Annotated in this window: 25 protein-coding genes; 8 read left to right on the forward strand and 17 right to left on the reverse strand. The window is 70.3% G+C overall.

What is annotated here, in order from left to right; genetic code table 11:
* Window positions 1–49 precede the first annotated feature (49 nt).
* The 6 genes from EXE45_RS08050 to EXE45_RS08075 form a co-directional block, all read right to left on the reverse strand.
* Window positions 50–2965, reverse strand: a complete 2916-nt coding sequence (locus EXE45_RS08050) for a DEAD/DEAH box helicase (RefSeq protein ID WP_199233602.1) — start codon at window positions 2963–2965, stop codon at window positions 50–52.
* Window positions 2966–3077: 112 nt separating this feature from the next.
* Window positions 3078–5717 carry a PAS domain-containing protein gene (locus tag EXE45_RS08055; protein ID WP_137694011.1) on the reverse strand — a complete coding sequence of 880 codons (2640 nt, stop codon included), beginning with the start codon at window positions 5715–5717 and terminating at the stop codon, window positions 3078–3080.
* A gap of 109 nt (window positions 5718–5826) precedes the next feature.
* A complete protein-coding gene (gene kynU, locus EXE45_RS08060) occupies window positions 5827–7236 on the reverse strand; it encodes a kynureninase (protein ID WP_137694012.1) in 1410 nt (469 codons plus the stop codon).
* Window positions 7237–7313: 77 nt separating this feature from the next.
* Window positions 7314–10001 (reverse strand): leucine--tRNA ligase, encoded by a 2688-nt coding sequence (gene leuS, locus EXE45_RS08065; protein WP_137694013.1) that lies wholly within the window; start codon window positions 9999–10001, stop codon window positions 7314–7316.
* A 102-nt stretch (window positions 10002–10103) separates the two neighbouring features.
* Window positions 10104–12353 (reverse strand): hypothetical protein, encoded by a 2250-nt coding sequence (locus tag EXE45_RS08070; RefSeq protein WP_137694014.1) that lies wholly within the window; start codon window positions 12351–12353, stop codon window positions 10104–10106.
* 68 nt (window positions 12354–12421) lie between these two features.
* The gene (locus EXE45_RS08075) at window positions 12422–13366 is read right to left on the reverse strand and encodes a glycerophosphodiester phosphodiesterase (protein ID WP_241989438.1); all 945 of its coding nucleotides are present in this window, start codon (window positions 13364–13366) and stop codon (window positions 12422–12424) included.
* 120 nt (window positions 13367–13486) lie between these two features.
* On the opposite strand from EXE45_RS08075, the gene EXE45_RS08080 reads away from it, so the two are divergent.
* Window positions 13487–13882 carry a hypothetical protein gene (locus EXE45_RS08080; protein ID WP_137694015.1) on the forward strand — a complete coding sequence of 132 codons (396 nt, stop codon included), beginning with the start codon at window positions 13487–13489 and terminating at the stop codon, window positions 13880–13882.
* A gap of 31 nt (window positions 13883–13913) precedes the next feature.
* On the opposite strand, the gene hisE is transcribed toward EXE45_RS08080, so the two are convergent.
* From hisE to EXE45_RS08095, 3 genes are all read right to left on the reverse strand, one after another.
* Entirely contained in the window at window positions 13914–14282 is a 369-nt protein-coding gene (gene hisE, locus EXE45_RS08085) for a phosphoribosyl-ATP pyrophosphatase (protein WP_394327273.1), read from the reverse strand.
* Window positions 14279–14872, reverse strand: a complete 594-nt coding sequence (pdxT, locus tag EXE45_RS08090; protein ID WP_137694016.1) for a pyridoxal 5'-phosphate synthase glutaminase subunit PdxT — start codon at window positions 14870–14872, stop codon at window positions 14279–14281. Before pdxT ends, hisE begins: the two co-directional genes overlap by 4 nt.
* Before the next feature lie 94 nt (window positions 14873–14966).
* Entirely contained in the window at window positions 14967–15128 is a 162-nt protein-coding gene (locus tag EXE45_RS08095; protein WP_092920710.1) for a preprotein translocase subunit Sec61beta, read from the reverse strand.
* 190 nt (window positions 15129–15318) lie between these two features.
* Between EXE45_RS08095 and EXE45_RS08100 the strand changes: the two genes are divergently transcribed.
* Both EXE45_RS08100 and EXE45_RS08105 read left to right on the forward strand, forming a co-directional pair.
* Window positions 15319–15588, forward strand: coding sequence for a co-chaperone YbbN (locus tag EXE45_RS08100; protein ID WP_092920711.1), 270 nt, complete (start codon window positions 15319–15321; stop codon window positions 15586–15588).
* A 131-nt stretch (window positions 15589–15719) separates the two neighbouring features.
* Window positions 15720–15869 (forward strand): 50S ribosomal protein L40e, encoded by a 150-nt coding sequence (locus EXE45_RS08105; protein ID WP_048078454.1) that lies wholly within the window; start codon window positions 15720–15722, stop codon window positions 15867–15869.
* Window positions 15870–16199: 330 nt separating this feature from the next.
* On the opposite strand, the gene EXE45_RS08110 is transcribed toward EXE45_RS08105, so the two are convergent.
* Entirely contained in the window at window positions 16200–16841 is a 642-nt protein-coding gene (locus tag EXE45_RS08110; protein ID WP_092920712.1) for an MBL fold metallo-hydrolase, read from the reverse strand.
* A gap of 113 nt (window positions 16842–16954) precedes the next feature.
* Between EXE45_RS08110 and EXE45_RS08115 the strand changes: the two genes are divergently transcribed.
* From EXE45_RS08115 to EXE45_RS08125, 3 genes are read left to right on the forward strand one after another with little or no spacing between them, the layout of a single operon-like run.
* On the forward strand, window positions 16955–17137 hold the full coding sequence (locus EXE45_RS08115; protein WP_006111657.1) for a DUF5786 family protein: 183 nt from the start codon (window positions 16955–16957) through the stop codon (window positions 17135–17137).
* The gene (locus EXE45_RS08120) at window positions 17138–17710 is read left to right on the forward strand and encodes a DUF99 family protein (protein ID WP_092920714.1); all 573 of its coding nucleotides are present in this window, start codon (window positions 17138–17140) and stop codon (window positions 17708–17710) included. It abuts the gene before it with no gap.
* 23 nt (window positions 17711–17733) lie between these two features.
* Window positions 17734–18366: a uracil-DNA glycosylase family protein gene (locus EXE45_RS08125; protein WP_092920715.1), complete on the forward strand. Its 633-nt coding sequence runs from the start codon at window positions 17734–17736 to the stop codon at window positions 18364–18366.
* Here EXE45_RS08125 and EXE45_RS08130 read toward each other — a convergent pair.
* From EXE45_RS08130 to phnD, 3 genes are all read right to left on the reverse strand, one after another.
* Entirely contained in the window at window positions 18363–19373 is a 1011-nt protein-coding gene (locus EXE45_RS08130; RefSeq protein WP_092920716.1) for an ABC transporter permease, read from the reverse strand. The genes EXE45_RS08125 and EXE45_RS08130 overlap by 4 nt on opposite strands.
* The gene (phnC, locus tag EXE45_RS08135) at window positions 19370–20188 is read right to left on the reverse strand and encodes a phosphonate ABC transporter ATP-binding protein (RefSeq protein ID WP_137694017.1); all 819 of its coding nucleotides are present in this window, start codon (window positions 20186–20188) and stop codon (window positions 19370–19372) included. The genes EXE45_RS08130 and phnC overlap by 4 nt, the downstream gene beginning before the upstream one ends.
* Window positions 20189–20255: 67 nt before the next feature.
* A complete protein-coding gene (phnD, locus tag EXE45_RS08140) occupies window positions 20256–21317 on the reverse strand; it encodes a phosphate/phosphite/phosphonate ABC transporter substrate-binding protein (RefSeq protein ID WP_092920718.1) in 1062 nt (353 codons plus the stop codon).
* Between the two features lie 129 nt (window positions 21318–21446).
* On the opposite strand from phnD, the gene hisH reads away from it, so the two are divergent.
* Window positions 21447–22100: an imidazole glycerol phosphate synthase subunit HisH gene (gene hisH / locus EXE45_RS08145; RefSeq protein ID WP_092920719.1), complete on the forward strand. Its 654-nt coding sequence runs from the start codon at window positions 21447–21449 to the stop codon at window positions 22098–22100.
* Between the two features lie 35 nt (window positions 22101–22135).
* Here hisH and EXE45_RS08150 read toward each other — a convergent pair whose 3' ends face one another.
* The 4 genes from EXE45_RS08150 to EXE45_RS08165 form a co-directional block, all read right to left on the reverse strand.
* On the reverse strand, window positions 22136–23149 hold the full coding sequence (locus tag EXE45_RS08150) for an aldo/keto reductase (RefSeq protein ID WP_092920720.1): 1014 nt from the start codon (window positions 23147–23149) through the stop codon (window positions 22136–22138).
* 103 nt (window positions 23150–23252) lie between these two features.
* Complete coding sequence (locus EXE45_RS08155) at window positions 23253–23396, reverse strand: zinc ribbon domain-containing protein (RefSeq protein ID WP_137694018.1); 144 nt, start codon at window positions 23394–23396, stop codon at window positions 23253–23255.
* Window positions 23397–23456: 60 nt separating this feature from the next.
* Complete coding sequence (locus EXE45_RS08160) at window positions 23457–24212, reverse strand: ABC transporter permease (RefSeq protein ID WP_092920721.1); 756 nt, start codon at window positions 24210–24212, stop codon at window positions 23457–23459.
* A complete protein-coding gene (locus EXE45_RS08165) occupies window positions 24209–25357 on the reverse strand; it encodes an ABC transporter ATP-binding protein (protein WP_241989439.1) in 1149 nt (382 codons plus the stop codon). The genes EXE45_RS08160 and EXE45_RS08165 overlap by 4 nt, the downstream gene beginning before the upstream one ends.
* A gap of 110 nt (window positions 25358–25467) precedes the next feature.
* Here EXE45_RS08165 and EXE45_RS08170 point away from each other — a divergent pair.
* The coding region (locus EXE45_RS08170; RefSeq protein WP_241989440.1) for a folylpolyglutamate synthase/dihydrofolate synthase family protein at window positions 25468–26309 on the forward strand (842 nt) is incomplete at its 3' end.

Genomic DNA, 26309 nt, shown 5'->3' on the forward strand with positions numbered 1-26309 from the left:
AAACACGGGAGTCCGGCGGACCGCCGCCGGACAGCGGCGAGGAGCCGAGCTAGTCCCAGAACGACTGCGTGCGCGCGTACTCGCGCTCCTGACGGAGCACGTCGCGGTAGAACTCGTCTTCGTCCTCGCGGAGCTTGTTGATGATCCGGGCGGCGTTGTGGGGGCCGACGCCGCGGGCGGCTAAGGCGATCACCGCCCGCTTCCCGTGCGTCTGGACGAGGCTCGCGGCGCGGTGGGCCCGCTCGGTGCGGTGCTCCTGCTCGTCGTCCTTCTCGGCCGCGCGCACCGCGGCGACCGTCTCGTCGTCCCACGGGTTGAGCGCCGCGATCCGGGTGGAGCCGCACTCCGGGCACTCGGGTTGGTCGCGGACGCGCCGGACCTTCGTCGTCTGCTTCCAGTCCGCGCAGTGGAGACAGAAGAGTATCACCCGGTCGTCCCGGATGCGCTCTTTGACGGTCTGGATCACGTCGGCGTCGGCGTTGTCGGGCACGAGGAACTCCGTGCCGGCGGAGCGGCCCGCGGTGCCGAGCGGGGTGCGCTCGCGGGCGATCGCGAGGTCGAGCGAGTCATCCTGAATCCCCGCGAGCAGGTCGGCCGTCTCCGGCACCGCGAGGTCGGCGTGGAACACCTCGCGGAGCGCCTCGTCGTAGACTGGGGTGTCCTCGAGCGCCGCGAGCAGGCGGTCGCCGCCGAACTTCCCTCGCCCCTCCTTGTACCGCTTGACCGCGCCGAACTTCGCGGCGACCTGCGCGAGCGTGAACTTCAGCGCGTCCGAGTTCCTGACGGCGAGTTCGAGGTACGCCTCCAACCGCTCGGGGTCGGTGGTCTCCAACACCTCCCGGAAGTCCCCGACTCCGGCGTCGTGAGGCACCTCGAACTCGATCCGGTAGGGGTCGACGTCCATTCCCACCGACGAGCCGGCGCGCTGGCCGACCAAGGCCGCGAGCAGGCGCGCGAGCGTCTCGTTGACCTCGTGGCCGAACGCGGCGTTGACCGCGACGGTGCGCGCGCTGCCCTCGATCACGATCCGCTCGTCCGTGGGGATCGGGTGACCGGCCTCGACGTGGTCGACGACCGGTTTCAGGGCCGCCGCGACGGTCTCTCGGTCGGTCGGGTACCGCTCCGCGAGGTCGACCGCGACCGCCTCGGGCGTGGAGCCGGCGTTCAGGGCAGCTGCGGCCTCGCCGCGTATTCGACCGACCTCCTCGGCGACCGGCTTCGGGACGGGGATCTCCTGGCCGACCCACGAGGGCACCTCGCCGGTCGGGTCGGGGATCGGCGTCACGTTCACGCGCTCCTCCTCCTCGTCGATCTCCGTGATCTTCCACATATCGCCGCGCTGGACGAACGTCTCGCCCGGCCCGGCGAAGTTGACGACGAACTGCTCGTCTAAGGTCCCGATGCCCCGCCGCGAGGACATGTCGTACACCTCGTAGGTGGCCTCGTCGGGGATCATCGAGAGGTTCGCGTAGAAGTACTGCCAGGTGCCCCCCGACTTCTCGAGGGTGTCCGTCTCCTCGTCGAGCCACAGCAGGCGGTTCCCGTCCAGCTCGCGGACGACCTCCTGGAACTCCGGCTCCGAGAGGTCCCTGAACGGGTAGGCGTTCGTGACCGTCTCGTACGCCTCGCGCGCGTGAACGTCGCCCTCGTCCATCACCAGCCCGACGATCTGGTTCGCGACCGTGTCGAGGCTGCCGTGGTGGATGTTCGCCGGCTCGACGAGCTCCTCGCCCGCCCGCCGCGCGATGGCCATCGCTTCGAGCGTGTCGTCGCCCCCCTGCGTCACGACGGTCCCCTCGGAGACGAGGTCGCGGCGGTGGCCCGCGCGCCCGACGCGCTGGAGCAGGCGGGCGACCTCGCGCGGGCTCCCGTACTGGACCACGTGGTCGACGCGGCCCACGTCGATCCCGAGCTCCATCGAGGAGGTGCAGACGAGCCCGTCGAGCTCGCCCGACTTGAACCGGTCCTCCACGTCGATCCGGACCTCCTTCGAGAGCGAGCCGTGGTGGAGCTCGATCTCGGTAGGGTCCTCCGTGCCCTTATCTCGCTCCTTCTCCGCGAGCGTTTTGAACCGCGAGCCGAGCGCCTCCGCGGTCTGTCGCGTGTTGACGAAGATCAGCGTCGACTCGTTGTCCGCGACGATCTCCCGGATCGTTCGCACGTGGCTCGCGGTCGTCTCGTCGACCGCGAGCTCGCCCGCGAGCGTCGCGTCGCGGTCGGTGATCTCGGGGTCGCGGACGCGCACGTCCGTCCGCGTCCCGGCCGCGACCTCGACCGTCTCGAACGCGCGGTCGCCCTCGCGGTCGGGGTCGCGTTTCCCCGTTCCGACGAGGAACTTCCCGACCTCCTCGGGGTCGCCGACCGTCGCGGAGAGGCCGACGCGCTGGAACGGGCCCGCCACGCGGCGGAGCCGCTCCATGCCGACCGTGAGCTGGGCGCCGCGCTTCGCCGCGGCCAGCTCGTGGACCTCGTCGATTACGACGTGCGCCACGCCTTCGAGGGCGACGCGCATCTTCGAGCCGGTGAGGATCGCCTGGAGGCTTTCCGGCGTCGTGATGAGCACGTCGGGCGGGTCGTCGGCCTGCTTCGACCGCTCGTACTGCGTGGTGTCGCCGTGGCGCACCGCGACCTCGACGCCGAGGGTCTCGCCCCACCACTCCAGCCGGTCCATCATGTCGCGGTTGAGCGCGCGGAGGGGGGTGATGTACAGGGCGGAGATCCCCTCGCGGGGCGGGTCGCCCGGCGAGTTCCGGGCGTCGACGAGCGCGTCGAAGACGGGTAACATCGCGGTCTCCGTCTTCCCGGTGCCGGTCGGGGCCAAGACGAGGGCGTTCTTCCCCTCGGCGAGGGGCGGGATCGCCTCGCGCTGGGGCTCGGTGGGCGTGGTGAACCCCCGGTCCGAGAGCGCCTCGCGGACCTCGCTCCCGAGGTGCGCGAACGCGTCCATCCCCGAGGGTTCCGCCATGCTGTGATCGTCTATTGTTGGGCGCTCGGGCGATTAAGCCCGTCGCTCCACGAGATTCAGACGGTTGACCGCGCGGCCGAGCGCTGCCGTCGCCGGAGGGGTCGCTCGCCGATCACTCGGCGAGCGGCAGCTTGACGACGAACACGCTCCCCGTCGGCTCGTTGTCCTCGATCCACACGTCGCCGTCGTACCTGTTGACGAGCGTCTTGACGAGGTACAGGCCGATCCCGGTTCCGCCGCTCTCCAGTCCCTTCTCGCCCTCCTGAAAGATCTGCTCTTTGTGATCGTCCGGGATTCCGGGCCCGTTGTCGGCGACCGAGACGCACACCGCGTCCTCCGACAAACTGGTCGAAACCGTGATCTCGGCCACCTGCTTGTCGTTGTGGACGACCGCGTTCGTCAGCAGGTTCCGGAACACCGCCTCCAGCAGGCCGTCAGCCAACACCGTCATGTCCGGGATCGATCCGTTCACCGTGACCGTCGCGCGGTCTTTCTCGGATCGGATCCGTTCGATCTGCTGGTTGAGTTCGGTGCGGAGATCGACCGGCTCTTGGTCGGTTCCGACCTGTAGCAACACGTCGGTGACGTCCCTGGCAGTCTCCGTGATGTCGGCCGCCTGCTTCGCCGCCCCGATGACCGTCCGCGCGTACGTCCGGCTCTGGTCGTCCGGTAGCGAGTCCTCGAGCAGTTCGGTGTACGACGTGACGACCATCAGCTGATTCCGGATGTCGTGGCGCACGACTTGGTTGAGCAGCATGAGGGTGTCTCGCTGCTCTTCGAGCGTCTGCTCGTACCGCTTGAGGTCGGTGACGTCGCGGGCGTATCCCAGAACGGCGTCTTCACCCGTTTCCGGCACCCTGTAGGGGATCTTCACCGTCTGGAGGATGCGCGTTTCGCCGTCCGCCGTCGTCAACGTCTCCTCGCCGACGTTCTTCGGTTCCCCGGACTCGATCACCTCCAAGTCGTCCTGCCGGAACGCCGCGGAGTCGTCGGCGTCCGGGATGATCTCGCCTTCGGACTTCCCCTCGACCTCGTCCGGCGTCAGTCCGTACGCCGCGGCCGTCGCCTCGTTCGCCAGGAGATACTCGCCATCGCGGTTCTTCACGAACACCAGGTCCGGCACGAGGTCGATGACTGTCCGTAGCTCCTCGCGCGTCGACTCAAGGGCCATCTCGTACCGCTTCCGCTCGGTGATGTCTTGAAACAGTCCGAGCGCGCCGACGACCTCCCCCGCGTCGTCGAACTGCGGATCGCCGACCGCCCTGACCCACCGGGTTCGTCCGGTCGCCGTGACGATCCGCAGTTCGAGGTCGTACGACTCGCCCTCCTCCGTCAGCCGCTCGAACGCCCGTTCGATCGCGTCCCGGTCGTCCGGGTGATAGAACTCTATTCCGTCTTCTAGTTCCACCGTCTCGTCGGCCGGCACCTCGTGGATCCGGTACACCTCGTCGCTCCACGTGAGCGACTCGTTGACCAGGTCGACCTCCCACCAACCGATCGACGCGCTCTCTTGGGTGCGCTCGATGAGGGCTTGCGTGCGCTCCAGCTCCGCCTCTCGCCGCTTCTGGTCGTCGATGTCGAGGTGGATTCCGACGGCCCGAACTGGCTCCCCGTCGTCGTCGCGCTCGACGACCCTTCCGACGTCGCGGATCCACTTCCACTCGTCCGCCGCGGTTCGCATCCGGTGTTCCGTGTCGTAGTACTCCGTCTCGCCCGCCATGTGTTCAGACAGGGCGTCTTCGACCGCTGCGAGGTCGTCGGGATGGACACGGCGTTCCCACGCGACGAGGTGCGGCTCGATCTCGTCGGACGAGTGACCCAGCATCTCCGCCCACTGATCGTTGAACTCGACCTCGTCGGTGGTCATGTCCCAGTCCCAGACGCCGATCTGCGCGCCCTCGACCGCGAGTTTGAGTCGGTCTTTGATCTGCTGGAGGGTTCGCTCCCGCTCTCTCTGTTCGGTGATGTCGGTCGAAACCCCACACACTCCCCGGATCGATCCCTCCTCATCGTATACGGGAGACTTCCGCGTCAGTCGAACGCTCTCCCCGGCGGGCGTCGGAACCGTCTCCTCGATCTCGATCTGCTCACCGCCTTCGATCACTCTGCGGTCGTCCGCTCGGGCCTGCGCCGCGACGGCCTCCGGAAAGAGGTCCTCGTCGGTCATTCCGACGGGGTCCTCGTCGATGTCGAACACGTCGCGGCACGCCTGGTTCATTAGGAGGTACCGCCCGTCGGTGTCTTTCAGGAACACCGCCGCGGACATCGTCTCTAACACCGTCTGGAACCGACGGTACGTCCGCCGGTGTTCCCGCTCGCGTTCCTTCTGCTCCGTGATGTCGCGAGCGACGCCGATGATCTGCGTCACCGTTCCGTCCTCCGTGACCGGCGTCAGCTTCGTCTGCCAGTCCGTTGTCCCGGCCGGGAAATCGAGCCGCTCTTCGTACTCGATCGTCGTCCCCTCCTCGACGCACCGGCGGTAGTTCGCTTCGACCGCGATCCCCTGTTCGTCCCCGAGGAGCTCCCGCGGCGTCTGCCCGAATATCGCGTCCTCGGTCAGCCCGGTCTGTTGCTGGTACGCGGTGTTGTTCTGCTTGAACGTGAACTCGTATTCGCCGTCCCTTCGCACCACGTCAAGGAGAAACATCGCGTCGTCCGCCGCTCGGAACATCGCCTCGTAGGCGTTGGTCACCCGGTCACCGTCCGTCCCGGGCCGACCAGCTCTGTCGGCTGTGTGTGACTCTCCTCCCATTGGCTCTCTTATACTATCTACGCCACCTCGACTGATAATACTGCGGATGTCAACGGCAGAACCCTCTCGTCAGTCGACCCCGGCCGCGGACTCCCACGTTCCGCGCCCGCTAGGTCACGCCGCCCTCGCTCGTCGCGTACTTCTCGTGCGCGCCGCTGTCGAGAATCGCTTCGATCTCGTCGACGACTTCGAGCACGTCGGCGAACGAGGTGTACGGCGCGGCGGGACAGACGCGCACCACGTTCGGCGGGCGGAAGTCGACGACGACGCCGCGGTCTTTGAGCGCCGCGCTCAGACGCTCGGCGTCGGAGTGTTCGAGTGCGACGTGGCCGCCGCGGGCCTCGTGGTCGCGGGGCGTCCCGACCGACACCTCGGGGAGGCGGTCGTCGACGAGGGCGATCAGGAAGTCGGTCAGCGCGAGCGACTTCTCCCGCAGGCGCTCGATACCGGCCTCGCGCAGGAGCTCCACGGATCCCTCCAGCGGCGCGGCCGAGAGCAGCGGCGGGGTGCCGATCTGCCACGCGCCCGCGGAGTCGGCCGGGGTGTACGTCATGTTCATCTCGAACTGGGTCTCCTTCTCGTGGCCCCACCACCCCGCCAGCGCGGGCGTGAGCCCGTGGTGACGCTCCGCGACGAACAGCGCGCCGATCGACCCGGGGCCGGCGTTGAGGTACTTGTACGTGCACCAGACAGCGAAATCGACGCCCGCGTCGTCGAACTCGTGGGGCACGGCCCCCGCGGAGTGCGCCGCATCGAAGCCGGCGTACGCCCCCGCTTCGTGGGCGGCCGCCGCGATCCGCTCGACGTCGAACAGCTGGCCGGAGCGGTACAGCGCGGTCGGCATGAAGACGATTCCAACGTCGTCGTGCGCTTCCAGCGCGGCCTCGACGTCGCGAGAGTCGATCGTCCGCCCGTCGCGGCTCGGCACGACCCGGAGCTTCCCGTCGGGGTCGATCCCCCGCTGTCGGAGCTGCGCTCGGATCGCGTAGTGGTCGGAGGGGAAGTCGAGCTCGTTGACGAGGACGGCGGGGTCCGTGGCTGTGTTCCAGTCTCCATCGGCCGCCCTGAATCCCTCGTGTTCGGGGCCGTTCCCGGCCAGCAGTTCGTCGAGGAAGGTGCCGACGAGCGTGTGGATGTTCACCGTGATCGAGTTGCCGACGACCACTTCCTCGGGGCCGGCGCCGACCAGCGGCGCGAGCGCGTCGCCGAGCCGTTCGCCGACATCGAACCACGGCGGGTCGGCGTCGGTCCACCCCGAGATGAGCAGGTCGCGCCACTCGTCGACCACGCGGTCGAGGCTCGCGAGCGCGGCGTCGCTCGCGGGCCCGAGCGAGTTGCCGTCCATGTAGAGGGCGTCGTCCGGAACGTGATATCGGTCCGCGAACGAAGAGAGCGGGTCGGCGTCGTCGAGCCGCGCGGCGAGGACCGCGGGGTCGGCCGCCTCGCTCTCGGCCGTGGAACCGTCACCGAGCCCGTCGCCGGCGAGAGCTTCGCGGGCGGGCGCGTACGGGTCGTCCATACGGGAAGGGACCGCGCCGGCGACTAAGCGTTTCCGGGGGCGGCAGAGCCCGCCGAGCTCATCGCAGGAGTCGGCCGCTACTCGACGATGTCGATGGCGGGGCGGCCCGGCTCCGCCTTGCGGACCACGTCCTCGTCGGCGTCGGCGGCGCGCTCGACGTGGACCGGCGCGTCGAACTCCCGCTCGATCAGCCACGCGGCGGCGCGCAGGGCGTCGTACTCGGCGTCGCCGCCGAGCGTCTCCCGTAACGCCTCGCGGTTCGCCTGGAGGTCCTGCCCGTACGAGGCGGCGGCGTCCCCCTGATCGCGGATGTGGCTCTCGGCCATCAGCTCCGAGATCAGGTTGTCGGCGTCGCTGTCGATCGCGATCGCCAGGGCGTCGTACTTCCAGTCGGGCGCGACGACCACGTCGATCCGCTCCGGGTCCTCGATCCCGGCGACGTCGATTATGTCGCGCACGTCCTCGCGGGTGTTGGTCACCAGCCGGCGCCGGCGCTCGACGGTGTCGCGGTCGACGCTCGCGGTCGGCCACTCGGCCTCGGCGACGAACCCCTCCCGACCGAGCGTCTCCCACAGCTCCTCGCCGAGGTGGGGCGCGACCGGCGCGAGCAGTCGGACCGCGACGTCGAGCCCGCGCTCGAAGACGGCCGGGTGCGGGTCGGCGTACTCGCGGTAGCTCCGGAGCGTCCCCACGAGGTCCTGCGCCTCGCGGAGCGCGACGTTGAACGTCAGGTCGTCGTACTCCGCGCCGGCGATGGCGACCGCGGCGTCGATCTCGTCGGCGACGTAGTCGTCGATCTCACCGCGGTCGACGGGGTCGGCGCCGGTGCCGCCGCCGGCGAGCGTCACGTCGCCCGCCGCGTACGCCTCGACGAGGTCGCTGAGGCGGGTCAGGAACCGGTGGGTGGACCTGACCCCCTCTTCGGACCAGTCGAAGTCGCGCTCGGGCTGGGCGGCCTCCATCATGAACAGCCGCGCGGTGTCGGCGCCGTACTCGTCGACGATGCGCTGGGGCGAGACGACGTTCCCCTTCGACTTCGACATCTTCTCGCCCTCCAGCTGGACCATCCCCTGCGCCAGCAGGTTCGTGAACGGCTCGCGGTGGTCGAGGCCCTCCTCGTCGGCCAGCACCTTGGTGAAAAAGCGCGAGTACAGCAGGTGCATCACGGCGTGTTCGATGCCGCCGACGTACTGGTCGACCGGCATCCAGTCGTTCGCGCGGTCGAGGTCGAAGGGTGCCTCGTCCAGGTCCGGCGAGACGTACCGCAGGAAGTACCACGAGGAGTCGACGAACGTGTCCATCGTGTCCGTCTCCCGGGTCGCGGGCGCGCCGCACTCCGGACACGTCGTCGCCTGCCACTCGTCGGCGGCGTCCAGCGGGTTGCCGGTCGTGTTGATGAACTCCGGCAGTTCGACGGGCAAGTCCTCGTCGGGCACCGGGACCGCTCCGCAGTCGTCGCAGTTCACGATCGGGATCGGCGTTCCCCAGTAGCGCTGGCGGGAGATCCCCCAGTCGCGCAGGCGGTACTGCGTCGCCTCGCTCGCGCCCTCGGTGTCTTCCGTAATCCGTTCCCGGGCGGTCTCGCTGTCGAGGCCGGTGTACTCGCCGGAGTCGATCACGACCCCGTCGTCGGTGAACGCTTCCGCCTCGACGTCGGGGGCGTCCGGGACCGTCTCGCCGTCCGGGTCGTCCGGCTCCGGCGCGATCACGGGCCGGATCTCGACGCCCTTCTTCGTCGCGAACGCGTGGTCGCGCTCGTCGTGGGCGGGGACCGCCATCAGCGCGCCCGTCCCCACGTCCGAGAGGACGAAGTCCGCGACGTAGACGGGGATCTCCTCGCCCGTAACGGGGTTCGTCGCGGTGAGGCCGGTCTCGACGCCGTTCGGCTCGTCGCCGTCCGGGTCGGCCTCGTGGTGGACGAACTCGTGGACCGCGTCGTCCGTTTCCGCCAGCTCCCGGGCGATCGGGTGGTCGGGCGCGATGGCGAAGAACGTCGCGCCGTGGATCGTGTCGATCCGGGTCGTGAACGCGGTGACGGTCCCGTGTCCTTCGATTTCGAAGTCGACCTCGCTCCCGTACTGGCGACCGATCCAGTTGCGCTGCATCTGGCGGACGGAGTCGGGCCACCCTTCCAGCTCGTCGATGGCCTCCAGCAGCTCGTCGGCGTACTCGGTGATCTTCAGGAACCACTGGTCCAGCTCGCGGGTCTCGACGGGGGTGTCACAGCGCCAGCACAGCTCGTCGTCGCCCTCGACCTGCTCGTCGGCGAGGACGGTCTCGCAGGAGGGACACCAGTTCACGTCGGCGTCGCGGCGCTCCACGAGGCCGGCCTCGTGGAAGCGGCGGAACAGCCACTGGTTCCACCGGTAGTACTCGGGGGTACAGGTGGTGACCTCGCGGTCCCAGTCGTAGCCGAACCCCATCGACTTCATCTGTCCCTTCATCGTGTCGATACAGTCGAACGTCCAGTCGCGGGGGTTGGTGTCCCGCTCCTTGGCGGCGTTCTCGGCCGGGAGCCCGAACGCGTCCCACCCCATCGGATGGAGCACGTCGTCGCCGCGCATCCGGCGGTAGCGGGCGTACGCGTCCGTGATCGTGTAGTTGCGGACGTGGCCCATGTGGAGCTTCCCCGACGGGTACGGGTACATCCCGAGGACGTACGTCGGGTCCTCGGCGTCGTCCGGCACGTGGTACACCGAGGCGTCGTCCCACGCCTCCTGCCAGCGTTCCTCGACCCTCGCGTGGTCGTATCCCTCCTGAGACATCTGCTTATATACTCGTGGTCGGTTCGGCGTCGTATAGCTTTCCATCCAGTGGTGGGGGGTGACGTCCGGTGACGCGCTCGTCGAGGCGTCCGACGCGGCGCCCTACAGCTTCTCGGCGTTTTGCGCCTGCTCGACGCGCCTGATCGCCTGCTCGATCCGTCTTCCGGTCGCGTTCGCGAGCCCCGGCGGTAGCCCCGCTCTCGCGGCCGCGAGCCGCTCTTCGATCCGAGCGATCCGGTCGAGCACGTTCGCCAGTTGCCGCTCGACCCCTTCGGCGTCGCCCTCGCGGGCGCGCTCCGCCGCCCGTTCCGCGGCGTCGACCGTGGCGGCGAGGGCGCGTTCGAGCCCGTTGACCGCGTTCGACGGACCGCCGCCGGAACCGCCACTGCCGCCGGAACCGCCGCCGTCGTCGCTATCGCGGTCGGCCGCCGCGGCGGCGACCGCCGCGCGCGTCTCCTCGGCCACGTCCGCGACGTAGCCGGCGAGCGGGGCCACCCCGGTCTCCGGGCGCTCGATCCGGATCGGCTCCTCGGTTTCGGCCTCGTCCGTCGCGGGGTTGACCCGGTACGCGCCGACCTCGCCGTCGGCGTCGCGTACCTCCGTCGTGTACGCGCCGCCGGCGTCGACGTACACCGCGTCGCTCCCGTCGATCGCGGAGTCGTAGATCCGCCCCGGGAAGTCGTCTTCGATCGCTGACCGAGCCAGGTTCACGTCGCTTTCGGCGTCCGAGAACTCCACCTTCCGCGCGTCCTCGCGGGCGACGAGCGGGATCTCCCCGTCGGCGCCGGCGGTCGTCACCGGCTCGTCCGCCGAGACGGTCAGCGTCTCGCCGTGAGGTGCCCGTCCGGCGCCGTTGACCGTCAGGCGGTGCTCCCCTTCGGGGATCCCGTTCGCGACCGCGACCCCGCGGGCGAACGTCGGAACCGCCTCGGGGTCGCTCTCGATCAGGACGAACGACTCGACGCTCGTCTCGGTCGTCGTCAGCCCCTCGTCCGCCGGCGCCTCGTCGCTCTGCGTCGTCTGCGTGACGCGGGCGACGACCGCGTCGAGCGCCCCGGCCGCGTCGTCCCCGAACGACGGGTCGTCGGCGACGGCGTCGTACCGCGCCGCGAGCTCCGCGCGGTGGTTGCCGGCGGTGATGTCGAGCGCGGGGTTCTCGTAACGGGGCTGTTCCCACGGCACGCCGGTGGTCGTGATGTGGCTCGCGACGGCGTCCTCGACTATCTGGGGGACGGCGAACTCGAAGCTGAGCTGCGGGCCGGTGAACGCGTCGATCCCCTCCAGTTCGGCGGTCTCGACGAGGTCGTACTCGACGACGGAGTCGGCGACCTCGTCCGCGAGCGCGGCGTCGTCGCCGTCGGCGGTCCCCTCGTCGGCCGGTCGCTCGCGGTACCGGAAGGCGATCCCCGTCTCCCGGAGCGGGAGGTCCGTCGGCGGCGAGCGCAGCGCGTCGAGCGACCGGATCGTCAGCGCGCCGTCGACCAGCGACTCCTCGGTGACCGACGGGAGGTCGGGGTGTTCGTAGAGCGGTTCGCCCTCGTACTCGGGAACGACGAACGGGAGCCGCATCTGCTCGTCGCGGGGGAGCCCGTACGCGATCGGGATCCCGAGGAGGTCCTCGACGGTGTCGATCGTCGTGTTCGTGATGTCCGCGAGCAACCCCCCGTCGCCGACCCGCTGGAACTGATCGGGGTTCTCGTTGACCGAGAGCGTGCTGGAGTGCGAGCCGAGCTCGGAGAGGATCCGGGGGACCACGTCGGGATCCGGATCGAGGAACTCGTTGTTCGGAACGCTCCGGGAGTGGGAGCTGGCGACGTACAGCTGCGGGTCGCCCGCCTCGAGGTCGACGAACACGTGGAGCACCTCCCAGTCGTGCCAGTGGAAGTTCGTCGTGAACTGGTCGAACGCGGAGTAGAACCAGAACTGGACGACCGCGAGCGGGGAGTCCTCGTACCGCATTCCGTTGTAGAAGACGGTCGGATTCGGCGGCTCGCCCGACGCCTCGTACCGCTCGTGGTAGCCGTCGAACGCGTCGAAGCCGTCGACGACCGTCTCGCCGTCCGCCTCGCTCGCGTACGGTCGGGGGTCGGTCGGGAACCACGGCTCGGCGGCGTCGAAGTACAGCGTCGGCGCGAACCGAGCCGCGAGTTCGTCGAGCCGTTCCGGCTCCAAGTCGGCCGTCGACGCGTCGTCCGGCTCCGGGCCGGAGCAGCCGGCGACCGCGGCGCTCCCGGCGCCCGCGAGCGCGCCGAGAACCGTCCGGCGGTCGACGCGATCCGCGGGCGCCCTGTCGGTCGATTCGACCGAATCGGTCTCGCTCGCGTCGTCGACCTCGTCGGGTCCCCGAGTCATCTCCTCGATTCACGAGAGCCGAACGAATAACCCTTCTGTCGCCCCCTGAGTCGCGTTCCGCTCGACCGTCAGGGCTCGCGAACTCCGCGAGAGACGTCCGAGACGACGGCGTCGACACCGGTGCCCGCACCCGCGACCGCCTCGTACTCTCGGGCCGAGGCGACGGTCCACGGCAGCACCCGGAGTCCGGCGTCCGCCGCACGCGAGAGGATGTCGGTCCGGAGGCACAGCTCGTACCGCGGCGACACCGCCGCACACCCCAACTCGGTCGCGGTCTCGACCATCGCCGCGACGTCCTGCGGCGGGTACGCCCACCTCGGCAGACGGACCCCTTCGCGACTCCCCGGAATCAGCGGTCTGAGGGGCCGCGCGGGGACCGACTCGCGCACGCCGTAGACGGTCGATACCGTCGGATCGGCCGTCCGCACCGCCTCGATCACCGCGGGGTCGTCGGCGGTGACGGCGAGGTCGTAGTCCCCGTCCGCGCCGAGCGCGAGCGCGTCCCCCGCGACCCCCCGCTCTTTCAGGTCGAGCATGACCCACGCGTCCGCCGGCACGGCGTCCAGCGCCGCCGCGAGCGTCGGCACCGGCTCGCCCGAGCCCGCCACGGAGAGGTCGGCGAGCCGCTCGCGCGGGGTCCGGGCCACGCGCCCGGTGGCGTCCGTCACCCGCCCGAGCGTCGCGTCGTGGAAGGCGACGAGTTCCCCCGTCCCGCAGCGGCGAACGTCGAGTTCGATCCGGTCGACGACCGCCGTCGCCGCCTCGACCGCCGCGACCGTGTTCTCCGGGTTCTCGGCCGCGAAGCCCCGGTGGGCGACGAGGGGCGGGTCGGCGGCGTCGCCGTCGCCGGCGCCCTCGGTCGCCTCCCCGTTCCCGCGCCCGACGCAGCCGGCGAGGGCGGTCGATCCGACCGCCGCCGCTCCGCCGACCGCGAGCGATTCGGTCCGCCGAAGCATCGCTCTGCGGGTCGGGCGGGCCCCCTCGCCGGATCCGGACGAGTCGGTGTCGCTCACGGCGTCGTTCTCGTGGGGTGTTCGGCCCCGCGAACAAAAGTCCGCGGGCGTCCGCTCCGGCCGGCGAGCCCCCGCGTCCGCGGGAGAAGGTATTTGCGGCCGGCCGCCCGAATCCGGGATATGGACGGGAAGCAGGCCCTCTACTACGCGGCGATCGCGATCGCGGCGTTGATCGGGGTCAGCGTCGTCGTGAGCGTGGTCTCGGCCCTCCTGAGTCTCGCCTGGGCGGTCCTCTCCGGGATCGTCACGCTCGCCGTGCTGGCGGGGCTCGGCTACGCCGCGTACGAGGCGGGTTCGTGGCTGCTGAGCGACGACGACGCCGGACCGCTCGACTCGATCGGTTCGGGATCCACCTCGTCGACCGAGGTCGACGGCGGGAGTAGCCGCCAAGACCGCCTCCGACAGCAGTACGTCGAGGGGCAGATCAGCGAGGCGGAGTTCGAGCGCCGGATCGGCGAGGAGTTAGAGACGGAGGAGCGCGACGACATCGACCGCGAGCTCGAACGGGAGCGATAGCTCCCGCCGTGCCGCGACGGTTTCGTCCGTCTCAGAACCGGTCCCGCAGCTCCGAGCGCAGGTCGTCGACGGCGAGGTCCTTCATCGCGAACAACACGAGCAAGTGGTAGACCAGGTCAGCGCTCTCGGCGGTAAGCTCCTCGCGGTCGTCGTCTTTCGCCGCGAGGATCGCCTCCGTCGTCTCCTCGCCGATCTTCTCTAGGACGGCGTTCTCCCCTTTCTCGTGGGTGAAGAGGGAGGCGGTGTACGACCCCTCCGGGAGCTCCTCCCGCCGCGACTCGATGGTGGCGAACAGCTCGTCGAGGACGTCCTCGGACGGTACCGCCGAATCCCCGCCGGCCTCGGCGGCCGGACCGTCGGTCGTCCCGCCGCCACCGTCGTCCCCGGCCGGACCGCTCACGCGACCACCTCCCGCTCGGGGAAGAACGCGAGGTCGTGGATCCGCGGATCGTCGGTGAGCTCCGGGTGGAACGCGGTGGCCACGACCGGGCCGTCGCGCACCGCGACCGCGCGGCCGCCGACCGTCGCGAGCGTCTCGACGCCCCCGCCGATGTCGTCGATGAGCGGCGCGCGGATGAACACGGCGTGGAAGGGGTCGTCGAGCCCGGCGACCGGGATCTCCGCCTCGAAGGAGTCCTTCTGTCGGCCGAACGCGTTGCGGTCGACGGAGACGTCCACGAGCCCTAACGCCTCGACCCGTTCGTCCTTCGCGTCGTTCGAGCAGACGATGAGCCCGGCGCAGGTCGCGAGGACCGGTTTGCCGGCCGCGACGTGGGCCTCGATCTCGGCCGCGATCCCTTCGCGGTGGATCAGCCGCGAGATCGTCGTCGACTCCCCGCCCGGCATCAGGAGGACGTCGCAGTCGGGCACGACCCCCGCGTCGCGCACCTCGACGACCGCCGCGGACTCGTCGTGGGCGGCCGCGGCGTTGCGGACGGCGGCGGCGTGTTCGGCCACGTCGCCTTGAACGGCGATGACGCCTGCTTTCATACGGATACGTGGGAGGGGCGCGTGGAAAAAGGGCGCGCTACGTCGTCGGTCGGTCCGTCGGCAACGCGGCGGGGAGAACTGATGCGGCGCGGGCCTACGCGACCGTCAGCGAGAGGATCTGGACGAACAGGCCGAAGAGGACGCAGAACGCGAGGACCGTCTTGGGGTTGATCGTGATGGCGTTCCGGTCCTCGTTCTCGAAGTAGCGGACCAGTCCCGCGCTGGACATCAGTCCGCCGGAGTTGGAACCACTCATATCCCCCTCTGGACGGCGCCGCATTCTAAACGTTTCGTTCGTCGCTCGGGCCGCAGCGGGCCCTTCATCCGCTTTCCGCCCGCCGTCTCATCGGTTCCGCCGTCTCGTCGCCCTCGACGAGTCGCACGGGCCCGGCGCACACACGAGTGGGAAACCCTTATGCGCGGGCCGGCGATAATTTGCGCCGACCATGACCGTTCGACTGCTGGACTTCCACGCCGAGTGGTGCGGCCCGTGTAAGACCCAAGACCCCATCTTAGAGGAGATTCAGGACGACCTCGGCGACGCGTTCGAGCTCCAGAAGGTCGACGTCGACGAGGAGCAGGACGTCGCGAACCAGTACCAGGTCCGCTCGCTCCCGACGCTCATCGTCGAGAACGACGACGGCGTCGTCGACCGCTTCGTCGGCGTCACCCAGCGCGAGGACATCGAGGCCGCCCTCAGCGAAGCGGGCGCCTGACTCGCGGCCCGAGCCCCTTTCACTCCTCGGCGCTCCAGCGGCTCCGTCCCGTCGATCCGACGCGTTCGCGACGGTGACAGCCCGCCGCGCCGTCTCGCAACCTTTTACAGCACCGCCCGCCCAGTAGCCGTATGGCCAAGTTCGACGCCGCCGAACGCCGCATGCTCGACCGACAGATCTGTATGCGCTGTAACGCCCGCAACGCCTCCGAGGCCGAGCGCTGCCGCAAGTGCGGCTACACCAACCTCCGCCCGAAGGCGACCGAGCGCCGCGCCGCGTAGTAGGCCCGTCTTCGGCTCGGTTCCGGTCCGTCTTCGGCTCGGTTCCGGTCCGTCTTCGTCCCTTCTCTCGGATCTCTCCGCCTCGACGGCCAGCCGCGCGTGCGCCTCACGCCTCCCCAGCCTCGGCGGACGGCCCGGCGCGGGCGGGGCCGCGCCGGACCGCCGCCTCCACCGGAAATCAAAGATTTCCGAGCCCCCGTTCGCTCCGCTCACGGGGACCTCGCGGCCGCCGCCGGCGGCCGCTCGGGGGCGCGCCGAGGGGTGGCGGTCGGCCTCCTCGCCGCTCGTTTTTAAATACGGATCGCGTTCACTCTTAAATACGGACCGCGTTCACTCCTCGGGGTACTTCGGCTCGCGGCGCTCGGCGCGTTCCGTCGCGCGCTCGATCACCTCGCGGACGGTGTCCGGCCCGTCGGCGGCGCGGTAGACGTCGCCGTGGCCGGGGTACATCGCCTCGGCGGTGTCGGGCAGCCGGTCGAGGATCTCGCGGAGGCTCTCGATCAGGCGCTCGCGCGACTGGCCGGCCATGTCGGTGCGGCCGAACGACCCGTCGTCGAAGGCGCCGTCGTTGTAGACGACCACGTCGCCGGAGTAGAGTCGCTCCTCGCCGACGAGCGAGACGTGGTCGTCGGCGTGACCGGGCGTGTAGACGACCTCGCACGGCTCGTCGCCGACGAGCACCTCGTCGCCAGGCTCGAGCGCGGTGTCGCGACGCGGGTGGTCGGCGTACGCGAACACTCGGGGGTCGAAGCGGTCGACCACGGCGTCGAGTTCGCCCACGTGGTCGTGGTGCTGGTGGGTCAGTACGACGCGGTCGAGGTCGTCGACGCCGGCGTCGTCGAGCGCGTCGGCGATCACGTCGTCCACGCCGGGCATCGTTCCCGCGTCGACGAGCGTCGTCGCGTCTCCGACGACGAGGTACGCGTTACAGGTGAACTCCTCCGCGTCCGCGGTGACGGTGATCGGCTCCATACCCGTCCTCGCTCGCGGAGCGACAAAAGGGTACAGCCGCGGGCGCACCGACGGGGCTCTCTCCGCCGGCGGCCGTGGATTTATCTATCGCCCTCTGTTAATTCTACACACACATGGGATTCGGCAGCTACGACGAGTCCGAACAGGAGAATCAGGACCTGGACGCGGACTTCGACGACGACGACGGCGTCCAGGCTGCCCAGGAGACCCACGAGGGGTCAGTCGACTACGAGCCCGGCGCCTCGAACGACGAGCTTCTCGACCGACTCCAGGAGATCAAATCCGAGGACGCGTGAGTGACGCCGCCGAGCCGCACGCTCGGCCTCGCCTTCTCTGACGCCCGCGACGCGAGCTACGCGGCCGGCGTCGTCGTCCGCGCCGACGGGACGCCGGACGGCTTCGCGTTCGCGCGGTGTACCGTCGGCGGGACGGACGCGACCGACGCGGCCATCGACTGCTGGCGCGCGCTCGACCGCGAGGACGTGCGCCACGTCGCCTGCGCGGGCGTCGCGCCGGCCTGGTTCAACCTCGTCGACCTCGACCGGCTCCGCGAGACGATCGACCGCCCCGTCTACGCCGTGAGCTACGAGGCGAGCCCCGGGCTCGAACCGGCCCTGCGCGACGCGTTCGACGGCGACGCGCTCGCCGCCCGCCTCGACGTCTACCGGTCGCTACCGTCCCGGGTCGCGGTCGATGCTCCGGAGTCCAGCGACCCCCGCTTCGTCCGGGCGGTCGGTATCGATCCCGAGGAGGCCGCCGCGGCGATCAGGGGCCTCACCCGCGACGGCGAGCGGCGGTGTGAGCCGCTCCGGCTCGCGGCGTTGGCCGCGAGCGCGCACCGCGAGGCGGCGGCGACCGACGCTACTTAGACGACCGCGTCCGGAACCCCCGTATGAGCGAACACGGCGGCGACGGCGCCGCGCTCGACGAGGAGCTGCGCGTGCCGGCCTGCGAGCGGTGCCCGGCGCTGGTCGAGTCGCGGAGCCGGATCGTCGACGGGGTCGGCCCGACGGACGCGGACCTGCTGTTCGTCGGTGAGGGACCGGGCGCCACCGAGGACGAGCGGGGAGAGCCGTTCGTCGGTCGCTCGGGCGACGTGCTCGACGAGGCGCTGCGAGACGCGGGGCTCGCCCGCGCGGACGTGCGGATCACGAACTGCGTGCGGTGCCGGCCGCCGGACAACCGCGATCCGACCGGCGAGGAGCTGGCGAACTGCCGCGGCCACCTCGAGAGCGAAATCGACCGCCTCGACCCGGAACTGATCGTGACGCTCGGCAAGGTGCCGAGCGAACACCTCCTCGACCGGTCGGTGGCGATCACCGCGGAGTCCGGCGACGTGGCCGACGCGCGGCTCGCGGGCGAATCGCGGCGCGTGCTGCTCTCCGTCCACCCGGCGGCGACGCTGTACGACCGGAGCCAGCGCGACGGCTTCTTCGAGACGATCGCTCGGGCGGCCGAACTGAGCGGCGTCGGTGAACGGAGCGGGGACGGCGGGGACGGCCAGTCGCGGCTCGGCGAGTTCTAGTTCTTCGGGTCGCCGCGGCCGAGCCACTTGTTCGGATTGAACAGGTCGCGGATCGCCTCGATGAGTCCCTTCCCCTCGTGCTCGCCGGGCCGGAGCCGGGCGCGAATGCGCGAGGAGACGAGCTCGATGCCGAGGACGACGATGAACACCATCACCAGCCCGGCGGCGGTCTGCTGGAACTCGAACAGGTCCTGACTGTTCCGGATCATCAGCCCGAGGCCGCCGGCGCCCACGACCCCGAGCGAGATGGCGATCCGGGTGTTAATCTCGAGGATGTACAGGGTCCACGCGATGAACGACCGCGAGACCTGGCTCAGCATGCCGAAGCTCACGGTCTGGGTGCCCGACGCGCCCGTCGACCGGATCGCCTCGATCGGTCCCTCCTCGATCTCTTCGAGGTCGTCGGTGAAGAGGCGTCCGAGGTTCCCGATGCTGTCGGTCGCGATCGCGAGCACCGCCGTGACCTGTCCCGGCGGGCCGATGGGGATGTACAGGAAGATCCAGACGATGGCGGGGATGGCGCGGATGCCGCTGAGCGTGCCCCGGAAGATGAAGTTGAACGGGAACGGCGTGACGCGCTCGCTCCCGAGGACGCCGAGGACCAGCGCGAACGGGAAGGCGAACACGGTGCCCATGAACCCTAACAGCAGCGTCACGAGGCTCGCCTTCACCAGCGACTGCCGCGACGATCTGAAGCTCTCGACGATGTGCGCCCCCCCGTCGCCGAAGCTCGCGGGGATCGCTCGCAGTCCGGTGATGTTCTGGTCTTTGGTGTAGATCGTGAAGTTCTGGAAGTCAGGCGGGAAGAAGCCGGTCGAGATGAACTCGTACATCCCCGGGAGCCGCCCGGCGACGACGCTGGGCTGGAAGCCGATGAAGCCGAGCCCCCAGTAGGTGACGCCGAGGACCGCCGCGAGCAGCACGCCCCACAGCACGTACTTGAGTCGCCGGAGCCGTTCGAGCGCGCGGAACTGGTCGTCGATCGCCGAGTCGGACGGCGAACTCACGCCCGACCCCCCCCGTCGGTGGCGGCGTCAGCCTCGGCGTCGGTTTTGCCGACTTCGCCGCTCGCCGCCCCCGTCGGGATCGTCTCGCCGCTCTTGGTTTCGCCGTAGTAGATCCGGTCCATCTCGTCCATCGTGAGGTCGTCGGCGTCGCCGTCGAATATCACCTCGCCGTCGCGGATACCGAGGAACCGATCCCCGAACTCGCGCGCGATGTTCACCTGGTGGAGGCTGGTGATCGTGGTCAGGTCCTGCTCGGTCGCGGCCTTCTTGAGGTAGCGCATCACGTCGCGGGCGGCCTTCGGGTCGAGGCTGGCGACCGGCTCGTCGGCGAGGACGATCTCCGGGTTCTGAACCAGCGCCCGCGCGATCCCGACGCGCTGTTTCTGGCCCCCGCTCATCGACTCGGCGCGCTGACCGGCCTCGTCGAGGAGGCCGACCGTCTGGAGGGCTTCGAGAGCGGTCATCTTGTCCGCGTCGGCGTGTAGCCCGAGGGCGCTCCGGACGAGCCCGTTCCGGGAGAGCGCTCCCGACAGCGCGTTGCCGAACGCGGTCTTGCTCTCGATGAGGTAGTGTTCCTGGAACACCATTCCGACCTCACTGCGGTTCCCCTGAAGCTCCTTGCCGCCGATGCGGACGGACCCCTCGGTGGGCTGCGTGAGTCCGTTCAGTACCCGGAGCATCGTCGACTTGCCGGCGCCGGAGGGACCGAGGAGGATGACGAACTCCCCCTCATCGATGGTGAACGACACGTCGTCGAGGGCGACGGTGTCCTCGTCGTATATCTTGCTGACGTTTTCGAATTCGATCGTTGGCATGAGGTGTTGCTTTGTCGGAAAACAGACCGATCGTGTGAAAAACGATCCGAAGTTGGGGGGCGGGGTCCTACTGTCCGAAGATGTCCGCTCCGACGCCGAGCTCGTCGGCGACGTCGATGACGGACTGGTAGTCCTCCTGGGCCGCCTCGCGGACGCGGCTGAACCAGAGGTCGTCTCCGGTGCCGCCCTCGCCGTCCGCACCGTAGTAGATGCTGTCCGGGGCCTCGAGGAACGACGCCTGGAGCGCGGACTTCACGTCGTCGCTCAGCTCGGGCGAGACCACGATCGGGGCGCGCGGCAGGCCCTCGTCCTCGTGGAGGGTCGTCGCGACCTGCTGCCACTCCTCCGGCGTCGGGCCGGTGGAGGTGTCCCGGACGAACCCGCCCATCGCCGCCGCGTCGACCTGCCCCTGTTCGAGCAGGGTGTACGAGCCGACGTGGCCGCCGGCGAAGCGGGCGTCGAACTCCGCCTGTGAGCCGTTGCCCTCGGGGAGGTTCCCGACGTCGAGGCCGCCCTGGTTCGACATGCTGTACAGCGGGTACAGCGCGCCGCTGGTCGACAGCCGGTCGGAGAAGGCGACGGTCTTGCCGGAGAGATCCGACAGCTCGGTGATGTCGCTGTCGTTCGGCGTCGCGATGATGCTCTTGTACGTCCAGCCGCCGTAGCCGTACCGCTGGAGGATGATCTCCGCGTTGCCGGTCTTCACGCCGAGGGCGGCCGCGAACGGGCCGGTCTCCGCGAGGTCGGTCGTCCCCTGACCGAGCGACTGGATGACCGCGCTGTAGTTGCTCCCGATGTTCCCCTCGACGTTGAGGCCTTCGGGAACGTTGTGGTTCTGCTGGAGGTAGCTCCCGACGTGGTCGAGGAGCGGAGCGTACTGTACCTCGAGGTCCTCCTGCGGAACGGACGGCGAGATACCGAAGTTAACCGTTCCGTCCCCGCCGAAGGTCATTGCCGCGTCGCCGTCGCCGTCGCCGCTCATGCTGTCGCCGCCGGACCCGTCGCCGTCGCCGCTCATGTTGTCGCCGCCGGACCCGTCGCCGCTCGTGTTGCCGCCGCCGCTACATCCCGCGAGTCCCACGATACTTGCCGCACCCGCGACCTTGAGGAATTTGCGTCGTCTGGCCATGAGGAGTACATTTGGGGATTCTACTGGCGTCTCAAAAGTGTTGCTGTTTAAATATACGGACTGGTATGTACCGCTATGTACCGGATTCCGGATGGAAACTGACTTCCACGCAGGTGATATACCGGAGACATGGACGAATCACCACCGGATCGGGAGGTGTCCGTCGCCCTCGTGGACTACGGTCTCGGAAACCTCCGGTCCGCGACTCGCGGACTGGAGCGGGCGGGCGCGTCCGTCGAGATCACCGACGACCCCGAGGCGTTCGCGGCCGCCGACGGCGTCGTCCTCCCCGGGGTCGGCGCGTTCCGCGAGGGGATGGAGAACGCCGGGCCGCTGCGCGAGGCGCTGACCGACCACGCCGACGCCGGCCGCCCCCTCTTCGGGATCTGTCTCGGCATGCAGATGCTCCTCACGACGAGCGAGGAGGCGGACCACGAGGGCGAAGGCGAGGTGACGGGCCTCGATCTGGTCCCCGGCACCAACGTCCGGTTCGACGTGGACCGGAAGGTGCCGCACATGGGCTGGAACGAGCTCGAGGTCGAGCGCGACCACCCGATCGTCGACGGGGTCGACGGGGAGCACGCCTACTTCGTCCACTCCTACTACGCCGAGCCCGCCGACCCGGACGCGGTCGTCGCCACCGCGGACTACGGGGTCGACTTCCCGGCCGTCGTCGCCAACGAGGCCGGCAACGTGTTCGGCACGCAGTTCCACCCCGAGAAGAGCGGCGAGACGGGGCTGGCGATCCTGCGGAACTTCGTCGACTACTGCGCCGACCGGTAGGGCGGCCTCCCCGGCGACGGTTCGGGCAGCCGATCCTACAACTCGTCGTACGGTCCCGGCTTCGCCGCGGTCAGGCGGTCGACCTGCTCGTCGGACAGATCGATCGTCGCGGCCGCGAGGTTCTCGCGCAGCTGGTCGACGGTGCGGGCGCCGACGATCGGCGCGGTGACGCCGTCGCGGTGCGCGAGCCACGCGAGCGCGGTCTGCGCGGCCGAGGCGCCGACCTCGTCGGCGACGGCGTCGAGCTCGTCGTGGACGTCGAAGTTCTCCTCGGTGAGGTACGCCTCCTGGAACCGGGTCGACTCGGCGGCCTTCGAGTCGTCGGGGAGGTCGGCGTCGCGGTCGTACTTCCCGGTTAAAAAGCCCTGCCCGAGCGGGCTCCACGGGGAGACGGCGAGGTTCCGCTGGCGCGCGAACTCGAGGTAATCCCCCTCGACCTCGCGGTCGACGAGGTTGTAGCGCGGCTGGAGCACCGTGAACGGCTCCCACCCCTCGCCCCGGGCGATCTCGTTGGCGCGGGCGACCTTCCAGGCGTTCGGGCGGAGCGTGGAGGCGCCGAGGTAGTGGACCTTGCCGGACTCGACGAGCCCGTTCAGGGTCTTCATCAGCTCGCGGGCGGGCGTCTCGTCGTCCCACCGGTGGATGTAGAGGACGTCGATGTAGTCGGTGTCGAGCCGGTCGAGCAGGGCGTCGACGCGGTGGCGGACGTTCTTGCGGTTCGTGCCCCGGCTGTTCGGGTCGCCGTCGCGGATCTGCCAGTACACCTTCGAGGCGACCGTGTAGCGTTCGCGGTCGCGCTCGGCGAGCCAGTCGCCGATCCAGCGCTCGCAGTCCCCGCCGCCGTACACGTCGGCGGTGTCGATGTAGCGTCCGCCGGCGGTCTCGTAGGCGTCGAGCAGCTCGTGGGCGCGGTCCTCGTCGATCTCCACGTTCCCCGCCTCGGTCACGCGGCCGAACCGCCACGTGCCGAACTGGAGTTCGCTCGTTCGCAGGCCGGTCCGGCCGAGCGGCACGGTTCCCAGATCGATCTCCTCGAGTTCGGGTGTCATCGCTCGACCGTTGTCGCGGTCGACGCAAAAAGCCTCAGCAACCGGACGCGGTGTGTGAACGCGCCGCAACGCCCCCGTGGGCCGGCGGCGGTCGCGGCGACGGCTACTCGCAGGTCGCGGCGAAGTCCTCGGCCGTCGCGGCCGCGGTGCACACCGGGCAGCCGGTGTCGAGTATCGTCTCCCGCATCGCGTCGTTGACCTCGATGGTCTGCTCGCAGTCCGGACAGGTGAAGTGAACGGTGGTCAACGGCTTGGCCTCTCGTTTCCTCCGGACGCGGGCTGCGAATATAAATTGACGGTTCCGATCTCACTCCGTCCGCGGGACCGCGTACGCGCCGACCGCGAGGAAACCGGCCGCGAGCGCGGTCAACACGAGCAGGTCGCCGGTCCACGCGCCCCCCTCGAAGGTGATCGCCCGAGTTCCGCGCGCGAAGTACGTCAGCGGCGAGGCGGCGACCGCGGGCAGGAACCACTCCGGCAGGAGCGACGGGGTGACGAACGTCTCGGAGAGGAACAGCAGGGGGAGCGCGACCGTGTTGCTCGCAGCGATCACGCCGTCCTGCGAGTCCGCGAGCGAACCGAGGACCGCCCCGAGCCCGCAGAACAGCGCGACCGCGACCGCGACGAACAGGGGCAGGGCGGCGAGCGCGGGCGAGAGGATCAGGGTCGCGTCCGTCACCGCCAACACTAAGCCGAGGATGAGCAGGCTCGCGGCGCCGATGATCCCGACGTTGACGAGCGTGTGCGCGAGCAGCCACTCGGCGCGGGAGAGCGGCGTCGTCGCCAGCTTCTCGAACCGCCCGCCGTCGCGGTGGCGGGCGATCTCGGAGCCGACCCGCGACAGCGGCGTGAACAGGACCACGACCGCGAGATACCCCGGGATGTAGTAGCCCGCGGGCTCCGCGAAGAGGCCGCCGCCGGTCGGCTGGGTCCGCACCAGCGCGCCGAAGATGACCACGAGGATGACCGGGAAGAAGAAGGTGAAGAACACCGCCGTCCGGCGGCGGGTGAACGAGCGCGCCGCCGCGACCGCCTCCGTCCGGATCCGGCCGAGGCGGGTCATCGGTCGCCCCCGTCCGGCGTCGCGTCGTCGGCTGCGCGACCCCCGTCCGGCGTCGCGTCGTCGGCTGCGCGACCCCCGCCCGGCGTCGCGTCGTCGGCTGCGCGACGCCCCTCGCCGGCCGCTTCGTCCGGCGGTCCGCCGTCCCCACGGCGCGCGTACTCCTCGCCGGTGAGCCGCAGGTACACGTCCTCGAGCGACGGCTCCGACCACGAGAGCGAGTCGAACGCGACGCCGGCGTCGTCGAGCGCGTCGACCGCGTCGCCGATGGCCTCGGGTCGCACGCCCCGAACCCGGAGGCCGTCGTCGGTCGCCTCGACGGTCGGGTCGGTCCCGAGACGGTCTCGGACGCCGGCCGCGACCGCCTCGACGACTCCCTCCGTCGTCGGCGCCGCGGTCGCCGCGTCGAGCCGCGGCGCGCCGCCGTGTTCGGTGACCAGCCGATCGGGCGCCCCGCTCGCGACGACCCGCCCGTCGCGGAGCATGGCGACGCGGTCGGCGAGCCGCTCGACCTCGTCCATCGCGTGGCTCGTGAGGAAGACGGTCGTGCCGTCGGCCGCGAGCCGCTCGATAAGCCGGTGGATCGCCCGCCGGCCGGCGGGGTCGATCCCGGTCGTCGGCTCGTCGAGGAAGAGGAGGTCGGGGTCGTTGACGACCGCGGTCGCGACGCAGGTGCGGCGCCGCTGGCCGCCCGAGAGCGTCTCGTACCAGGCGTCGGCGTCGTCGGCCATCCCCACGTCGTCGAGGACCGCCTCGGTGTCGCGCGCCGCGTCGTAGAGGCCGCCGTAGTAGTCGACCAGCTCGCGGGCCGTGAGCCGCGCGGGCGGGTCGAACGACTGCGGGAGCAGCCCGATCCGGCTCGGGTCGACCTCGCGGGGCGGCTCGCCGAAGACGCGGAGGCCGCCCTCGGCCTCGGTGGTCCCCGTGAGCGCGCGGACCAGCGTCGTCTTCCCGGCGCCGTTGGGGCCGATGAGCCCGAACACCTCGCCGGCCGCCACGTCGAGGTCGACCCCGTCGAGCGCGTCGACGTCGCCGTACGACTTCCGGACCCCCTCGCCGACGACGACCGGGTCGCCGCCGTCGGGGCCGCCCGGAGTCGCCCCTTCGGCAGGGGCGTCGCCCGCGTCGGCGGTCGCTGTCTCGTCCATGCGATCGGATGCGGCCGCGGCGCGCGTAAGGGTTGCTTTTCGGTCGACGCGGTCGCCGGGACCCGGTCGGGTCCGTTACCCCTAAGCGACCCGCTCCCGACCTACGGCGTATGCACTACCACGAGGCGGCGGCGTTCCTCTTCGACCTCCGCCGCTTCTCGGTCAAGCCCGGCACCGAGCGGGTGGAGGCGCTGCTCGCGCACCTCGGGGACCCGCAGGAGGCGGTCCCGTTCGTCCAGATCGCCGGATCGAACGGGAAGGGCAGCGCGGCGCGGATGACCGAGTCGGTCCTCCGCGAGGCGGGGCTGTCGGTGGGGCTGTACACCTCGCCGCACCTCTCGTCGCTGTCGGAGCGCGTCCGCGTCGACGGCCGGGAGATGACCGAGGCCGCGATCGCGGAGTTCGTCGCCGAGGTGCGCCCGTGGCTGATCGACCGCGCGGCCGCCGGCGAGCCGCTCACCTTCTTCGAGGTCGTGACGGCGATGGCGGTCCGGGAGTTCGCGCGCCGCGAGGTCGACGTCGCCGTGCTGGAGGTCGGCCTCGGCGGCGAGTACGACGCGACGAGCGCGGTCGACCCCGTCGCGACCGCCGTGACGAACGTCTCCTTGGAACACACCGCGGTCCTCGGCGACACGATCGCGGAGATCGCCCGCACGAAGGCTCGGATCGCCCGCCCCGACGCCCCGTTCGTCACCGCCTGCGAGGGCGAGGCGCTCGACGTCGTCCGCGAGGTGGCGGGCGAGGCCGGCGCGCCGGTGACGCGGGTGACCGGCGACGGCGACGCCGCGGGTCGGAGCGACGGCGACGCGGACGAGCGGGACTCGGCGGACGACGCCGACGAGACCGAGGACCCGCCCGCGCTCGCGGCGACCTACGAGGGTCGAGTCAGCGCCACCGACGCCGAGGTCTCGCTCGCCGGCGAGCGCGAGGGGACGTACCGGCTCCCGCTCGT

The sequence above is a fragment of the Halorubrum sp. SP9 genome (genome assembly GCF_005435015.1).
In the GTDB taxonomy this organism is placed as follows: domain Archaea; phylum Halobacteriota; class Halobacteria; order Halobacteriales; family Haloferacaceae; genus Halorubrum; species Halorubrum sodomense.

Coding starts and splice junctions, on each gene's coding strand:
- EXE45_RS08050 (WP_199233602.1), bottom strand. CDS start 2,965: ATGGCGGAACCCTCGGGGATGGACGCGTTCGCGCACCTCGGGAGCGAG.
- EXE45_RS08055 (WP_137694011.1), bottom strand. CDS start 5,717: ATGGGAGGAGAGTCACACACAGCCGACAGAGCTGGTCGGCCCGGGACG.
- kynU (WP_137694012.1), bottom strand. CDS start 7,236: ATGGACGACCCGTACGCGCCCGCCCGCGAAGCTCTCGCCGGCGACGGG.
- leuS (WP_137694013.1), bottom strand. CDS start 10,001: ATGTCTCAGGAGGGATACGACCACGCGAGGGTCGAGGAACGCTGGCAG.
- EXE45_RS08070 (WP_137694014.1), bottom strand. CDS start 12,353: ATGACTCGGGGACCCGACGAGGTCGACGACGCGAGCGAGACCGATTCG.
- EXE45_RS08080 (WP_137694015.1), top strand. CDS start 13,487: ATGGACGGGAAGCAGGCCCTCTACTACGCGGCGATCGCGATCGCGGCG.
- pdxT (WP_137694016.1), bottom strand. CDS start 14,872: ATGAAAGCAGGCGTCATCGCCGTTCAAGGCGACGTGGCCGAACACGCC.
- EXE45_RS08095 (WP_092920710.1), bottom strand. CDS start 15,128: ATGAGTGGTTCCAACTCCGGCGGACTGATGTCCAGCGCGGGACTGGTC.
- EXE45_RS08100 (WP_092920711.1), top strand. CDS start 15,319: ATGACCGTTCGACTGCTGGACTTCCACGCCGAGTGGTGCGGCCCGTGT.
- EXE45_RS08105 (WP_048078454.1), top strand. CDS start 15,720: ATGGCCAAGTTCGACGCCGCCGAACGCCGCATGCTCGACCGACAGATC.
- EXE45_RS08110 (WP_092920712.1), bottom strand. CDS start 16,841: ATGGAGCCGATCACCGTCACCGCGGACGCGGAGGAGTTCACCTGTAAC.
- EXE45_RS08115 (WP_006111657.1), top strand. CDS start 16,955: ATGGGATTCGGCAGCTACGACGAGTCCGAACAGGAGAATCAGGACCTG.
- EXE45_RS08125 (WP_092920715.1), top strand. CDS start 17,734: ATGAGCGAACACGGCGGCGACGGCGCCGCGCTCGACGAGGAGCTGCGC.
- phnC (WP_137694017.1), bottom strand. CDS start 20,188: ATGCCAACGATCGAATTCGAAAACGTCAGCAAGATATACGACGAGGAC.
- phnD (WP_092920718.1), bottom strand. CDS start 21,317: ATGGCCAGACGACGCAAATTCCTCAAGGTCGCGGGTGCGGCAAGTATC.
- hisH (WP_092920719.1), top strand. CDS start 21,447: ATGGACGAATCACCACCGGATCGGGAGGTGTCCGTCGCCCTCGTGGAC.
- EXE45_RS08150 (WP_092920720.1), bottom strand. CDS start 23,149: ATGACACCCGAACTCGAGGAGATCGATCTGGGAACCGTGCCGCTCGGC.
- EXE45_RS08160 (WP_092920721.1), bottom strand. CDS start 24,212: ATGACCCGCCTCGGCCGGATCCGGACGGAGGCGGTCGCGGCGGCGCGC.
- EXE45_RS08165 (WP_241989439.1), bottom strand. CDS start 25,357: ATGGACGAGACAGCGACCGCCGACGCGGGCGACGCCCCTGCCGAAGGG.